The 15,117-nt window shown below is 38.1% G+C and carries 12 protein-coding genes; 10 read left to right on the top strand and 2 right to left on the bottom strand.

Features of this window, described 5'->3' with window-relative positions:
* Positions 1 to 627: 627 nt before the first annotated feature.
* The 7 genes from QFZ87_RS06245 to QFZ87_RS06275 all read left to right on the top strand — a co-directional run bounded on the left by QFZ87_RS06245 (position 628) and on the right by QFZ87_RS06275 (position 9,528).
* Positions 628 to 1,890 (top strand): cytochrome c3 family protein, encoded by a 1,263-nt coding sequence (locus tag QFZ87_RS06245; protein WP_309859172.1) that lies wholly within the window; start codon positions 628 to 630, stop codon positions 1,888 to 1,890.
* Positions 1,891 to 1,917: 27 nt separating this feature from the next.
* On the top strand, positions 1,918 to 3,087 hold the full coding sequence (locus QFZ87_RS06250) for a cytochrome c3 family protein (RefSeq protein WP_309859175.1): 1,170 nt from the start codon (positions 1,918 to 1,920) through the stop codon (positions 3,085 to 3,087).
* Positions 3,088 to 3,124: 37 nt separating this feature from the next.
* Positions 3,125 to 3,826 carry a tetratricopeptide repeat protein gene (locus tag QFZ87_RS06255; protein ID WP_309859177.1) on the top strand — a complete coding sequence of 234 codons (702 nt, stop codon included), beginning with the start codon at positions 3,125 to 3,127 and terminating at the stop codon, positions 3,824 to 3,826.
* Between the two features lie 24 nt (positions 3,827 to 3,850).
* The gene (locus tag QFZ87_RS06260; RefSeq protein ID WP_309859179.1) at positions 3,851 to 4,822 is read left to right on the top strand and encodes a 6-bladed beta-propeller; all 972 of its coding nucleotides are present in this window, start codon (positions 3,851 to 3,853) and stop codon (positions 4,820 to 4,822) included.
* A gap of 122 nt (positions 4,823 to 4,944) precedes the next feature.
* Positions 4,945 to 6,822 (top strand): cytochrome c3 family protein, encoded by a 1,878-nt coding sequence (locus QFZ87_RS06265; RefSeq protein WP_309859181.1) that lies wholly within the window; start codon positions 4,945 to 4,947, stop codon positions 6,820 to 6,822.
* A 308-nt stretch (positions 6,823 to 7,130) separates the two neighbouring features.
* Positions 7,131 to 8,117 (top strand): Ig-like domain-containing protein, encoded by a 987-nt coding sequence (locus tag QFZ87_RS06270; protein WP_309859184.1) that lies wholly within the window; start codon positions 7,131 to 7,133, stop codon positions 8,115 to 8,117.
* On the top strand, positions 8,047 to 9,528 hold the full coding sequence (locus tag QFZ87_RS06275; protein ID WP_309859186.1) for a hypothetical protein: 1,482 nt from the start codon (positions 8,047 to 8,049) through the stop codon (positions 9,526 to 9,528). Before QFZ87_RS06270 ends, QFZ87_RS06275 begins: the two co-directional genes overlap by 71 nt.
* Positions 9,529 to 9,612: 84 nt before the next feature.
* Here the strand turns inward: QFZ87_RS06275 and QFZ87_RS06280 are convergent, their stop codons facing one another.
* Entirely contained in the window at positions 9,613 to 10,044 is a 432-nt protein-coding gene (locus QFZ87_RS06280; protein ID WP_309859190.1) for a hypothetical protein, read from the bottom strand.
* Between the two features lie 222 nt (positions 10,045 to 10,266).
* Positions 10,267 to 12,207, bottom strand: coding sequence for an SEC-C metal-binding domain-containing protein (locus QFZ87_RS06285; RefSeq protein ID WP_309859192.1), 1,941 nt, complete (start codon positions 12,205 to 12,207; stop codon positions 10,267 to 10,269).
* A 258-nt stretch (positions 12,208 to 12,465) separates the two neighbouring features.
* Here QFZ87_RS06285 and prfB point away from each other — a divergent pair.
* The 3 genes from prfB to cccB all read left to right on the top strand — a co-directional run bounded on the left by prfB (position 12,466) and on the right by cccB (position 15,088).
* A protein-coding gene (gene prfB / locus QFZ87_RS06290) for a peptide chain release factor 2 (RefSeq protein ID WP_309859195.1) occupies positions 12,466 to 13,567 on the top strand; the annotation gives its coding sequence in 2 pieces (ribosomal slippage) (positions 12,466 to 12,537 and positions 12,539 to 13,567; 1,101 coding nt in all).
* A 260-nt stretch (positions 13,568 to 13,827) separates the two neighbouring features.
* Positions 13,828 to 14,694 carry a YitT family protein gene (locus QFZ87_RS06295; protein ID WP_309859197.1) on the top strand — a complete coding sequence of 289 codons (867 nt, stop codon included), beginning with the start codon at positions 13,828 to 13,830 and terminating at the stop codon, positions 14,692 to 14,694.
* Positions 14,695 to 14,746: 52 nt separating this feature from the next.
* Positions 14,747 to 15,088: a cytochrome c551 gene (gene cccB, locus QFZ87_RS06300; protein WP_309859199.1), complete on the top strand. Its 342-nt coding sequence runs from the start codon at positions 14,747 to 14,749 to the stop codon at positions 15,086 to 15,088.
* The last annotated feature ends 29 nt before the right edge of the window (positions 15,089 to 15,117 follow it).

Raw genomic sequence — 15,117 nt, forward strand, 5'->3', positions numbered from 1 at the left:
GACTAATACGTATTTTTTAAAGATAATTCTGTCAAAAATATTCGATAATTTCCTTTTTCATCTTACCACTTCCACTATAGAGTGACAACATTGTTAGCGTGGAAGCAATTTTTGTCATTCTACTATTATATCTCTTTCACAGTGGAACTTCTATTTTGAAGGGTTCGGTTTTTTGTCATATTTGACAATCTCATGGCAATAGATCTTAAAGCTATTTCAATATGAAATAGGAGCAAATTGAAGTTTATAAAATATGAATAAAAGTGCTTATTTGTGAATGAATATTAAATTTTATGCAAGTTACTACCATTTGTATAGTGATAACTAAAGGCTTGATATAACAATGTTTTCATGTTGTTTTTAGAGTTAATAATTCTGTCACAGGTGTGTAGAAATATTCACAAATTGTACATTGGAATATACTCTTACAATGTTAGATACTACCTTTAGAGAGGTTAATCTGGAAATTAAATAGAGAATCAATCCAAGATGGGAAGGGTGAGTAAAGTGGCCATTTGGGGGAGAAAGAAAAATAAAGAAGCAGATCCCGAAACTATAGAGAATAGAAAAAAAGGCCCAATACGAAGACTTTGGCAAAAGTTCCGAAGTATAGATTGGAAGAATCCAGTGAACAGGTGGAAACTGCTATTTGTTTCACTTGTGGGTTGCATCATTGTATTTGGTGGAGGATATGGAGTCCTTTCCTTCACAAACTCGCCAACCTTTTGTTCGAGCTGTCACGAAATGGCGCCAGAGTACTCAACATTTACAGCCAGTGCTCATAATCAGATCTCATGTGTACAGTGTCATATCAAGCCAGGAACGATCAATATGCTGACACACAAAATGAAGTCGATGAAAGAAGTTTATTATCACGTCACTGGTGTACCTGAACAAATCGTCCAAACAGAGGAAGAAGCAGTTTCTAACGAGAACTGTCTACAATGTCACTCCAAAAATCGCCTTGTAACAGCATCAGGGGATTTGAAGGTTAACCACAAAGGACATATCGAAGAAGATATCCCTTGTATTACCTGTCACGCAGGGGTGGTACACGCGAAAATGGCCACTCGCGGAATTAACACAGAAGAAGTTCGCGGTCATTGGACAAAAGAAAATGCTGAGAAATTAATGGAAAAGAAATACCTGAGACCTAACATGGGAACTTGTATTGACTGCCACGACAAAGTTAACAACGGTGAAAAGCCATGGAAGGATGTGGCATACAACGTTCCTCCAAATCCAGAAGAGATGGAGAAGAAGCTGGAAGAGAAAGAAAAAGAAGCAACTAAAGGAACAACTACAGAAGCAACAACAGAAGGCGAAAGTGCAGAAGCCATTGCAGCAGAGCATGATCAAAAAACACAGGATATCATCCTCCAAGCCATTGGAAAACAACAGAAAGACGTTAAGGTATCCATGGCATGTGAAACCTGTCATAAGAAGATTAAAGTTCCGAAGAGCCACAAGGTAGAAGGGTGGAACGGAAAGCACGGCAGCACAGCGGTGAAAGAGTTAGACAAGTGCGTCAACTGTCACCAGGATTCTAAGTGGGTAAGAGAAATTCCAAAAGAAGACATTATGTCACTACTTAAGATGAAAGAAACAAAAACAAAATATAAACCAAATATTACAGTTGTTAAAGAACAATCACGAATCAACAAGTTCTGTAGCGCTTGTCACGGCAACCGTCCTCCTGGACACATTGAAAGTGATCAGTGGTTAACGGCGCACGCAGCAAAAGCAAAGACTGATGTTCAAAAATCCGAATGCTTTGTCTGTCACGATCGTGAAAAACCAAAGACAGGCTCAACGGATGTAAAAGCACCTACTGATGTATATTGCCAATACTGTCATAGAACTGGCTTTAAATCAGATGTGAAAAAATAATAAATTTTGAACAGGAGGGTCGCTTGTATGGAAGAGGAGCACAAAGAAGAGCTGCCGGCCCCTCCAAAATTTCGCTATAAGTTATTGAAAATCGCAACTTTAACAGTGTTGTTTCTAGCCCTTTTTTCCTCCATTGGATTCTTTGGGCTAGAAGCTACCTCAAGCTCAGAGTTTTGCTCATCCTGTCATGAAATGAAGCCTGAGTATTACACGTGGAAAGCCTCCACACACAGTGAAGTTGATTGTACCAGCTGTCATACCGATCCTGTGTTTAAGGAATTAGCGAAAGATAAAGCAAAAGGGGTAATTGAAGCTTTAAAAAAACAATCATCGAGCACATCCGCTGCACCAATACGAATGCCGAATGAAATACCAGACAGTGCATGTGAAAGTTGTCACAATGTGTTTACGAGAGAAGTCACTCCGTCCGGGGATATCATTATCCCCCATGATAAACACAAAAATAAAGGCGTTGAATGTGTCCAGTGTCACAGCGGGGTTGTCCACGGAAAAGTCGCTGATCGAAAAATGACTTACTCTACGGACTTAGATAAATGGGACAGTAAAGTCGGTAAAGCGGCAATGGCAGATTTTAAATTCATCCGACCGGATATGGATACTTGTATGGAATGTCACAAAGCTCGGAAAATAACAACGGAGTGCACAGCATGCCATACAACAGGAATGATTCCAAAGAGCCACAAAAAAGAAGAATTTAAGCTTAACACCCATGGTGCACAAGCCGGAAAAGATTTAGAAAAGTGTAATGAATGTCATAAAGGTATGTCAGAAGTGGAAATTCAAGGGTTTGATGAACTGCCACCAGTTATAAAGTTCTTACACAATATAAAGGATTCTAAACCAAAAATTACACAGTATGAATATGCAAAACAAAATACATTTTGTAAGGCGTGCCATAGTACACGACCAGCAAGCCATACCAGCCATTTTATGAAAGATCATGGCGAGTTAGCTTCGAAAGATAAACAAAAATGCCTTGCGTGTCACAATTATCAACAATCTGACGAACTAGAAACCAAAATTGTAGCATGCGGTTCCTGCCACCCAAGTATGCATGAAAATAATAAGGCATGGAGGAAAAAGCACCCTGTTCCCGTAAGTGTTAATCAAAAAGTGACTAATTTTTGTTATACATGTCACGTTGAAGATACATGCTCTAGCTGCCACAAAAAATAGATACTTACAGCTTCGATTTAGATTAAGGAGGGTTCTTATGAAAGCACAACAAAAACCAAATGCTCAAGAACAAGAAACCACCAGGGAAACGAAAAAGAATAAAAAGAAAAAAAATGATCGATTTAAGTGGTGGCAGGCTTTATTAATCCTAATGCTAACACTAGGTGTTAGCATCACCGCCGCTTACATGATTAGTGATAAATATTTATGGTCTGACGTTGATCAAAATCAATTAAAAGATCGACTTGACCATGCAAAAGTTGCTGTCGAACAGAAACCAAACGACTCACAGGCTCGTGTCGAACTCGGATATGCATATTTTCTCAACGATAATAATGACGAGGCAATAAAGCAGCTTAAAGTAGCGCTAGACCTTGATAAAAAAGATTATAATGCTTATCTAAATTTAGGAATCGTATATAACGATGAACAACGGTATGATGACGCATTAAGAAATGCAATTAAAGCAACTGATCTCTCACCTCGTGATTATAAAGGTCACCTTTTAAAAGGAATTGCGTATAGGAATCTAAAAATGTACAAAGAAGCAAGTGAATCATTATCTCAAGCTGACAAACTAATGCCTGGAAACACTGATATTATTTTTGAATCAGGTAGAGTTGCAGAAGCACAAGGAAAGAAAGATGCTGCAGAGGAAATTTACAAAGAAGCATTAAGCTACGACCCATTATACAAGCCAGCATTAGAAGCACTTGATCGTCTATCTTCTAAGAATTAATCCAAGTAAAAGGAGTTGGAACCCTTGAAGAAGAAAACAGTTTATATATGGATGGGTACCATCGTAACCTTAACCACAATCGTTTTTGCAGCCATTTATTTTCTTGGCTTGCAGTCAGAGTTAAAGAAAACAGCAAAAATTGTGGAGCGAAATGGACCTCCGGTATTTAACTTTATGATAAACGGTGATATTGATAAGTCTTTGGATAAACCAATGGATGTAGCGAAAATTGGATCTTTCATCTATGTAACTGATACGAACCATAAACAGGTTCAAGTATTTGATGGTGCTGGTTCACCAATTTTCCAATTCGGTAAAGAAGGTTCCGGTAAAGGTGAATTTAAGTTCCCTTACGGTATTGCTGGCGATAAAAAAGGCAATGTATATGTTGCTGATTTATATAACGGTAATATTTCTATATTTGATGAAAAGGGAAAGTTCATTAAATATTTTGAAGAGATGGATAAGAAAAATAAATCAATTGAATCACCTGCTGGAATTCGAATTATTAAGGAAAAGTTATATGTAACTGATATTAAGAAATCTAGACTTTTAGTCTATGATTTAAAAGGAAAAAAATTGCTTGAATTAGCTAGGGCAAAAAACAGTAAAGACTTATTAAATGCACCGAATGCGGTAACTGCAGACAAAGATGGTAACATTTATGTGGCAGACTCAGGGAATAATAGAGTAGTAGTCTATGATAAAAAGGGCAATTTTATAAGGAATGTAAATGGATCAAAGGATGGCAAAGGAAATTCTGTATTCGTTAACCCTCGTGGAATTGCCGTTAACTCACGCGGAATTTTATATGTTGTAAATAACCTTACTCACTTTGTATACGGTTTTGATGAAAAGGGAAAAGAGGTCTTTACCTTCGGCGGAATGGGTGACGGAAATGAACAATTCTACTTACCGAATGGGCTCTTTATTGACAAAGATGACCAGGTTTATATTACTGATACCTTGAATCAGCGGGTTGCAATTTATTATTAACCTACCATTCACTTTAAGGAGGTGATGTCACAGATAGGGTATACATTGTAATTTCATAGTCTTGTGTTTTTAGAAGCAGAAAAAGAGAGAAAAAGAGAAACAGATTATGGGAGGTTTTTGGAATGAGTAAGATTAAATTAAGCTTTTCATTCCTACTAACACTAATATTAGTGGGAATGTTTAGCGCAATCGCATTCGCTTCGGTTGAAGGTCCAAAGATTACGGACTGGAACAGTAGCGATGGTCATTTGGATTTCACGTGGGATACTGTTGCCGGTGCGACAGATTATGAAGTATGGAAGGTTGTACCAGGTTCTGCTGCGGTAGATGTTTCCCCAGCTGATGGAGTAATGACTTATTCAGCAGATGGATTAGCAAACAGTAGTACTGTAGAATGGGAAATCGTAGCTGTTGATAGTACAGGTGCTGAAATCTCTGAAACAGTATTCTATATGACTGCTGGTGGTCCAAAGTTCAATAGAGAAGTAAAAGCTGACCTTGTTTCTACAGATGCAGCTAACGATAACGGTATCACAAACGCTAACCAAACAGGTCTTGGTGTTGGCGGCCAAACTGATAATTGGTCTACAGTACTTAAATCTCAAGGTATAACAAACAAAAATGGTACTGTAACTAACCACAAAACACATGGTGATTATGAGAACAACACTAACTCTTGTGCTAGCTGTCACCAAACTCATACTGCCGCGTCAAAGAACTTATTGTTCAAGAACGGTGTATATGCAACATGTACTGCTTGTCATGATGGATCTTTAGGTTTCTATAACGTATTCGCAACTGGCTCAGATGCCTCTGCTTCTGCAGGTACTTTCGGTGGTACTGAAAGTGGAAATATGTCTGTTCACTTAGCCACTGGTGCAGTTGCGATAAAAGCTGCTCCTGGTGGTAACAAAAACGGTGAAGGTTCTTGGGGTGGAGAATTTACTTGTGCAAGCTGCCACGCTCCACACGGGTCTTTTAGCGATCGTTTATTACACTATAATCCAAATGGAATTGCTACAACTCCTGTAGCTGATGGTGGTCAAAAATTAGTTGGAGTTGCTGTAGTCGATGGAGTTCCAGCAACAAAATCTTCGGATATTATTGCTGTTAGAACTAAAAATCTTGATTCTAATCAAGCTGCTAATTTCCCGTTAATCGGAGTAGGTGGTACAGTTATCCAACTTTACAAGTGGGATAGCGCAACTTCAAAATATGTAATTGATACAAATCCTTGGGTTTACACTGGAACATATGATGCAACACATACCTACAAAGTGTATGACACTGCGTTCTGGGCTTCAAAACCAACTACTAGCGAAAAAGACATATATATGGCTGCAGATATCGTTTATCCTTTGAAAAAGAATCAAGATATCCGTCAAGCTAACAACTGGATTGGTTCCCCTGCAACTAAGACTGCTCTTATTGACGCTGTAACTGTAGGTGATGTTGCACGTGCTTATGTAGTTGACTTAGACGTAACTCCTGTTGCTGATGCAACTCTTGCAGATAAAAGGGTAACTAAGACAAACGTTCTATCATTATGGAATGGTTTAAACTGGGATGAAACAGGTGCTAAAAAATCAGGTAAAGGTGTTGTAATGTCTGGCTTCTGTTCTGCATGTCATACAGACTACCTTGCAAAATCAGGTTCTGAAACTGGAACATACAGCCATGCATACCGTCACACTACAACTTCTGACACTTACTCTTGCGTACGTTGTCACTTTGCACATGGTACTGACGTTACAGTCATGAGAGATGCTCAAGGTAATACTGCACAAGACTTAGTAAATAATGGCGAAGTTGCTGACCTTACAACTGCACAAGCTTATATGCTTGACAAGGATCCTTCTTCTGCTTTAAAGCGTTACACAAACATGTCTGTATGTTGGGGATGTCATACATCTTCACATGCTGAAGGTTTAAGAAACGATGCAGGTTATGGTAATGATTCTGACGATCCAATGCCTGGTGGATTAAAATCTAACCAATAATAAAAAGCTACCAAATAGCCCCACTATTTAATAGCCCTGAATGGTATATTTAAGTTTAAAGGTAACAGCTCACCATGGTGGGCTGTTATTCTATTTTTATTAAAACAAAAGTTCACAATATTGTCAATTATCAACTTCACAAATTCGTCAAACATTCTTCACCTTTCTGTTATTCAATTCCCTTTTCCATTATTGGTATAATAATAACGAAAGTTAATGATCTTTCTTATATTGTGGGTGTTAAAATCTGATTATATTACCTAGCTCTAAAGTTACCGAAATTTAGCAAGAAAAAGGATGGATTAAAGATGCTAAAACATATTAAACGATACTTAATTACATACATCATAGTTCAATTTGTGATGAATATGGTCCATCCTGGTATTATCTTTGCCACAACAGATGGTACTCCTCTCGTAAATATTGACAGTCCTAGTTTACAAGGAAAGACAGTCACTGTTTCAGGAACGGTGGAAGGTGCCCCACAAAATGCTGAATTAATTATTAAAGGGGATAATTTTACATCTGAAACCATTACGGTTGATTATGATACAGGAAATTGGTCCTATCAGTTTCCTGATGAATTTAGTAGTGGTGAGTATCATTATACGATTCTAGCTACCGTTGATTCGCAATCAACTCCATCTACAACTAATTTAGATTTTACTGTTGATGCAACGGGACCTATTATAGGGATAAACAGCTCTAGATTTCAAAACAATAATGTAATTATTACAGGCACTGTTATAGATAATACACCTAGTAATGTCATTACAATGGAAATATATGATAACAGTATTCCAAGCAATCCAACAAAGATTAATGATGTAGATATTATAAATCCGACACCAACTAATAATCAGTGGACATTTTCGTTCCCAACCGAATTTGTGGAAGGTCCCTATTATTATAAAATAAGGGCAACTGATTCTTTGGGAAATTTTTCTGAAAAAAGTTATACATTTTATGTAGGTGAATTGCCAAAGGTATCTTCTGTTAAAGTTAATTATGCGGATATTGATCTGATAACTGGTGATAGGATTACACCTACTATTGAGTTGCTTAACAGCGAATATATGAATCATGTAACAACAAATACAAAAGTAACAGTTTCTATAACTGATAATATGATTACAACAGATACAATTAGAAATTCTATAGTGGTTTTAAACAGTGAAGGTGGAAAGGTGGATGGAGTAATTTCCCCACCTCAAAAGATCGGTAATGAAATTCAAGTGGAGTTTTTCCCCAACTTCATTATTACAAGCGAGCACAACATATTATATATTAATTAATCCATTGTTAATTGATCAAGATCCGCAAAATCCAAATTGGACAGCAGACTCATCAGGTAATCCACTTTTACCAGTGATTAAAAAGTTTACTACTGAAAGAGAAAGTGATGTTTCTAAGATATCAGCAGATAAACAAGCGCTCCATCATATGAGTGATCCTCACGGGGATAATGGAATGAATACGAATACTTGTGGCAATTGTCATAGTACACATACATCTAACCTTAGGGATATTTCAGATGAACCAACCACCCAGGGTGAAAACCTGGAACAGCCCAATTTTAATTACTCTTCTTATAATTATTGTATGGCTTGTCATGACGGAACGGTTGCTCCTGCACCCGAAAATATGCACCAGAATGGCCATTACCCTGAGTACGGCAGTACTTCCCAAGGTAACGAAAAATATAGTGCTGGAGATTGTGCAAGCTGCCATAATCCTCACCTGACTTGGAGTAAGGAGAACCCGAATAGATTGAAGGATCATTTCGTTCATTTGCACAACGATTATAGCAAACAAAATAACGTAAATTACCCTTATGGAAATAATCAGGAAGATGCAATTGATAGCCTTGTCCAGCCTTGTGAAACTTGTCATGACAGTGACGCCCAAAAAGTAAAAGATCAATATGTTTATAAGCATAAAGATGCTACCATACAGAATAATCCAAATTATCCAACTATCCAAAATGGGGTTAATAGTCTTGTCGAGGCTTGCGAGGGCTGCCACGAACATAAGAATGTTTCAGAATTAGTAAGATTGGTAAAGGAACATGATTCTATTAACAAAGACGATCTGATTGCAGTTAACTATAAAATCATTCAATATGGAAGTTCTTCTGCGACTGGAGTAACTGATGATTATGGTCTATGTTTCAGATGTCATAATGGAAATAAAAAGTGGACTGATAAGAATAATGTAGAGCACACAATTAGTAATATTAAACAATATTATGATGTAAATGAGGATACAGATCCAACAAAAGGTAGTCAATCAATGCACAGGATTACTGCAATAGATGGCAGTAGCAAGCTGCTTAAAAGTGCTGGTACCACGGCAAATGATGGACATATTCCTTGTGCGGTATGCCATGATACTCATGGTTCGAGTAATATAATACTTCTAAAAAATATTTTAGGGTTTGAAGATAGACAATCGTTTGATGCATTAGAAACAGATAAGAATAGTTTTGGTGTGTTAAATGATACTAAGGAGCGCCAATTCTGTTTATCATGTCACAATGGTTCGACAGCAATATATGGTGTTAATGGAAGAGAACTTGACTCTAATCTTTCAGATGGTCATAGGGATACAGATATAAGAGCATGTTCAGCATGCCATGGACTAGGCACAACACCTAAAGATAAGGCATTGAGCGCTGCTCATGCACCAACATCTGGGAAACCATAAAAGCCAGCAACAAGAAACGAGAGGAATGGATATCCTCTCGTTTTTTCTGTAAATAGCCCTAATTGTTTAGCTGATATTGGTGTGTCAATTTTCCTCCAACACTTCCCTAAATTCCTTAATTTGTTTAAGCTTCTGATCTTCATTATCTAAAAGCATACTTCCGTATTTAGGAATCATCTCAAAATAACCTTTTTTTGTATTGGTAACCGCAAACAAATACATTTGCTTCTCCTTTAATAAGGGGGACTTTTCGTAAGAAAGGAGATAGAATTTCCCTTTCTCTTTATAATATCCCCCAAGTTGATTGACCGTTATATCTCCTAGTAAGGCGCCTTTAATATTTTGTGTGATCCGTACTGAAAACTGGGTATTTTGAGTTCCTGTGTAGGCTTCATTCCCGACTTCCCTAACTACCTCACCAATAAATATATTGTCTACAGCTTTAGCCAGTTTTTGCTTGTCCTCATAATCGTCTTTAAAGGAATAGAATTTATTTATTATAATAGCTGAGTCCATTGAATCAAAAAGAGCAGTAAAATATTGAATAGATTAGATTCCTGCCCCAAACAGAATAAGAGCAATAGCCAACACAACCTTTTTCATTAGAACAATCCCTTCTATATATACCTCTCTCCATTATATCTCTAAGGGGAAATTGTTGTTTCATTCATCATGTGAATCTTTATAGAACTTAAAAACCCCAGTGAGCCTGTATAAAGCCCACTGGGGTTACTTAAATTATTTATTTTTCAACCATTCCGCCAGTCCATCTATTCTCTTCCACAAATGCAAATGCATATCCGCATAGACAATCGCTTCGTTTTCATCACCGAAACCATAATAGTCAGGTGGATAGGCTGGCAGTCGTTTTTTGCCGACTAGATAAGGAATAACATATTTGTTTTCTTTTTTTGCTGCCTTTGCCAGTAATTGAGCCTTCTTTGTAAAACCTTTTTCACTCAGCTCAAGTAAGAGCTTATTGTATGCCCCATGTGCTGACGCCTCATCATATTGCTGCAACAGATTTCTAGCCTTTTTATATTCACCTGCATCTACATAAGCTACGAACAGGGAGTAGCGAACCCCCTGGTTATCCATAGGGTTTAATTCGAGGAGCTCTTCATACTGAACGATTGCATCTTTTACATTTCCTAACAGAGATAGTGCTTCGGCATAATGCTGCTTCGCACGCATAAACGGTCTTGTTTCAGTTAATCCCCAAAAGAACCCCTTATTTTCCTTGAAAAACTCTTTACCTAGCTCTCTCTCTCCAGCCTGGATTCCTTTTTCATACATAAGGATGGCATCTTCAAGACTCTTAGTTTTTTCCGCCAAAATTACATAGGCATCGACACAATTTGGATTTAAGGTTAATGCGTTCTCAGCTAGCTTATACCGATTTTTCCCCTCCGATTGAAGTGCATCGTATATTAGATTTCTAGCTCTTTCTTCGTCCCGTTTTGAAACCTTTCGAGCTGGCACTTTTGTTTTATTATTATTTTTCCCACTAAGATCACTAGAGTGAGGCAAGCCAGTTTCAATCGCTTCTGTAGGGCTTTTTGTAGGGAATTCAATTACGGATGCCCCTTCTAGTCGCGGTATAAAGGGAGGAGAAGGATCGTTTTCTTCAGTCATAAGATCAAGCTCCATTAGTTGAGCGATATCCTCAGCTAACACCTCATCTAATTCAGAAACAATAGAAGAAATACTGCGTGCATTCACTCCATATTGTTCAGCCAGCTCCTTTTGTGTGTACATCACGTTCATAGGTGCAATCGTGGTAAGTAAATAGTGCATGGCAGCAGCATATAGATTAGGGTTTTGTATTCGTTTTTGCTTTCTTTGAACATAATTAATCCATAGAATGACCCCCAGGTCTACAATGGGTGGTGGGACAAGGGAAATCAGTTTTTCTCTTAGGATGTCCACCACTTCTTTATAAACGGGGGCAGGCCATTCGATTTCATCTATTTCTAGTAATCCACCTATCATCGGCAGTTCACTCAATACTTCCAAGAAGTTATCTGTTAAATATTCCTGTGGTGAGTCATATTCAGCATTCATGCTGCACTCCTCTATATAGGAGTAGGCATGTTCAGGCATGAGCTCTGGTAAATCAAATGCTGAAGGGAAGAAAACAAAACTTTGATCGTATGGAACTAAGATTCCAATGATAAATGAACCCTCTTTAACAGTGGGGGACAAACTTGTTACAATGGTATCGAGTTGTTCAGAATTAATTCCGTCCTCCACCGTCAGCTTATTTTCATCAATACTGATTACTTTGCCAGCGAGCGTTCTAGCAAATGTCCAGGTTTGTAAAATTTGCTTAAGCTTAGGGCGTTTTATTTTACCTATTTGGCCGTGGATAAATTTTTCAATAATTGTTTCACCGTCGTCAAGACCTTCAAAGAGAGAAAACCAAACGGTATGAATCATCTCGAAAAATTCACGTTCCTGCTCATCATCTAATTCACTCATTTCTTCAAAACTTTCAAAATCATCTTGAAGAACGTGCCCAAAGTGGAGGTAAGCATAATGAAGGATTTGTTTTTGTAGTTCGTCAATTTCGCCTTCGATGATAGTAGTGATAGGAACAGCTTCACCTGCCCCGCAGCAACGTTTATACTTTTTCCCGCTTCCACACGGACAAGGGTCATTTCTGTATATTTTCTCCATCTCACTCCACTCCTTTTATTTCTCTTTCTTATTTATGTATCGGTTTTTATCCGGTCTTTTCTTATTTATAGTACCATTTTTGACATGTTGGTATATAAAAATACTTTATGAAAACCTCCCTTTTAAAGGATTTATTCTTATATTTTTGTCAAACTTTGAATTTTTTAGGGTTATCACGCTATAATGAATGAGAACTTACCAGCATAAAAAGAATAAACTTATGATGAGACGCAATTATTTACTATAGAGGTGACGAAAATGGAATTAGCAGAAATTCGGAATGAACTTGAGAAAACAGCTAAAAAATTAGCGGACTTTAGGGGGTCTCTTTGACCTAGAGAATAAGGAAGCCCGGATTGCAGAGTTAGATGATGACATGCTTCAGCCTGATTTCTGGAATGACCAAGAGAAAGCGCAAACGGTTATTAGTGAAGCAAATGCATTAAAGGATCAGGTGAATGAGTTTAATGGGTTAAATGAGTCGTATGAAAACTTAGAACTAACCTATGAGCTTGTGAAAGAAGAAAACGATGAAGAGCTAAGGGCTGAGCTGGAAGAAGAGCTTCAACAGTTAAGTGGACGATTGAGTCAGTTTGAGCTGCAGCTCCTCTTAAGTGAGGAGTATGATAAAAATAATGCTATTTTGGAGCTTCACCCTGGTGCTGGTGGAACGGAATCACAGGACTGGGGCTCTATGCTGCTTCGAATGTATACACGCTGGGCAGAAAAGAAGGGCTTTAAAGTGGAGACACTTGATTATCTGCCTGGGGATGAAGCAGGGATTAAAAGTGTGACATTAGCCATTAAGGGTCATAATGCCTACGGCTATTTAAAAGCAGAGAAAGGCGTTCATCGATTAGTAAGGATTTCACCGTTCGATGCTTCTGGCCGAAGACATACGTCGTTCGTTTCCTGTGAAGTGATGCCGGAATTTAATGAGGAAATACAAGTAGAAGTGCGTACTGAAGATTTAAAAATTGATACGTACCGTGCAACAGGAGCGGGTGGTCAGCATATTAACACGACCGATTCGGCTGTTCGTATTACCCATATTCCTTCAGGGGTTGTTGTAACATGCCAATCCGAGCGTTCACAGATTAAAAACCGCGAAGCCGCAATGAAAATGTTAAAAGCTAAGTTATATCAACGGGAAATTGAACGTCAGGAACAAGAACTTTTGGAAATCCGAGGCGAACAAAAGGAGATTGGTTGGGGAAGCCAAATCCGTTCGTACGTTTTTCATCCTTATTCGATGGTAAAAGACCACAGAACGAGTACGGAGAGTGGTAACGTTCAAGCGGTCATGGACGGGGATTTAGATCAGTTTATTAATGCTTACTTACGTTCAAGAATTTCATAAGTCAAAATGTTAAAGTCTTTGTCCACTGTCGACAAAGGCTTTTTTTATTGGTATATGTGCCGTAAGTGATGAGGAAAGAAGGTTTTTTACAAAATTAACAAAAGGCTAATGAAAAACAAACTAACGGTAAACGCTAATAATAATTTTAACCCTTTACCACGTCAACTTACTGGCATTTACACCATAATTTACCCGTGCTATACTCACTTTCGGTTACATGAATGAACATGGTAGAAGGAAAGATAGAGGGGAAAGTTATTATGAATATATTAAGCAATCTGACAAAAACCTATCCTAGAACACGTATAGCAGTAGATTATGTTTTAGTTTTAATTGGCTCAGCCATTATAGCATTTGCCTTCAATGTATTTTTGCTCCCTAACCAAGTAGCTTCTGGAGGAGTAAGCGGGATAAGTACGATCCTTAAAACAGTGGTTGGCTGGGAACCGGCATATGTCCAGTGGGCCTTTAATATCCCATTATTTATTGCCGGCGTTATTCTTTTAGGAAAGCAATTTGGAGTAAAAACATTGGTAGGCACCATTTTTTTACCTATGGTCGTTTTTCTCACAAACAATATAGAGCCATGGACACATGATGCTCTTCTTGGTGCATTGTTTGGCGGAATAGGTGTTGGCCTGGGACTTGGCATTGTATTTAGGGGAAATGCATCCACTGGTGGAACGGATCTTGCTGCTCAAATTATTAATAAGTATACAGGCTTCACATTAGGTAGATGTGTAGTGATGATTGATGGATTAATTGTCCTTACCGCTGCCATTGTGTTTGACATTGAAAAGGGTTTATATGCATTGATTGCTCTTTATGTTACCAGTAAAACGATTGATTTGATTCAGGTTGGATTTGGTAGGTCGAAAATGGCAATGATTATTACTAATAAGCAGGAAGAAGTTCGTGAAGGAATTTTGAATAAAATTGACCGTGGAGTGACAAAACTATCAGCATATGGTGGATTTACTGACCATGAGCGGCCTGTTCTTATGTGTGTTGTCGATCAAACGGAGTTCACAAAATTGAAACATTTGGTCAAAACCCTTGATCCGTCTGCATTTGTCGTTGTTATGGACGCTGCGGAGGTACTTGGGGAGGGTTTCAAACGGGAATAGTCATTGGTATAATAACACAATGATGGTATTAATTTCTTGAGGGGGTATTGTGATGAAGAAGAAGCTACTAACATTGCTTTTGGGAACATCCCTAGTAATGGGTCTTGCTGCTTGTGGGGGCGGCGATGACGAAACCAAAGACACAGGGAATGGCGGTACTGAAACTGCACAAGCAGGCGATGCACAAAAGATTTACGACCAAAAATGCTCTAGTTGTCATGGTGGCGATATGAAGGGTGGAATGGGTCCTAACCTAACACAGGTTGGATCAAAGTACTCTAAAGATGAAATTTTAGATATTCTCAAAAATGGCAAATCAGGCGGAATGCCAGCAGGTTTAGTTTCAGGTGATGCAGCAAATCAAGTGGCCGACTGGCTAGCAGCTAAAAAGTAAAGAATAAAAAACGTTCTGTAGAAGTTAGC

The sequence above is a fragment of the Bacillus sp. SLBN-46 genome (assembly GCF_031453555.1).
GTDB lineage: Bacteria > Bacillota > Bacilli > Bacillales > Cytobacillaceae > Neobacillus.

Excerpts from the sequence above, each read along its gene's own strand:
- QFZ87_RS06250 (WP_309859175.1), top strand. The coding sequence starts at position 1,918 with ATGGAAGAGGAGCACAAAGAAGAGCTGCCGGCCCCTCCAAAATTTCGC.
- QFZ87_RS06255 (WP_309859177.1), top strand. The coding sequence starts at position 3,125 with ATGAAAGCACAACAAAAACCAAATGCTCAAGAACAAGAAACCACCAGG.
- QFZ87_RS06265 (WP_309859181.1), top strand. The coding sequence starts at position 4,945 with ATGAGTAAGATTAAATTAAGCTTTTCATTCCTACTAACACTAATATTA.
- QFZ87_RS06270 (WP_309859184.1), top strand. The coding sequence starts at position 7,131 with ATGCTAAAACATATTAAACGATACTTAATTACATACATCATAGTTCAA.
- QFZ87_RS06275 (WP_309859186.1), top strand. The coding sequence starts at position 8,047 with ATGAAATTCAAGTGGAGTTTTTCCCCAACTTCATTATTACAAGCGAGC.
- QFZ87_RS06280 (WP_309859190.1), bottom strand. The coding sequence starts at position 10,044 with ATGGACTCAGCTATTATAATAAATAAATTCTATTCCTTTAAAGACGAT.
- QFZ87_RS06285 (WP_309859192.1), bottom strand. The coding sequence starts at position 12,207 with ATGGAGAAAATATACAGAAATGACCCTTGTCCGTGTGGAAGCGGGAAA.
- QFZ87_RS06295 (WP_309859197.1), top strand. The coding sequence starts at position 13,828 with ATGAATATATTAAGCAATCTGACAAAAACCTATCCTAGAACACGTATA.
- cccB (WP_309859199.1), top strand. The coding sequence starts at position 14,747 with ATGAAGAAGAAGCTACTAACATTGCTTTTGGGAACATCCCTAGTAATG.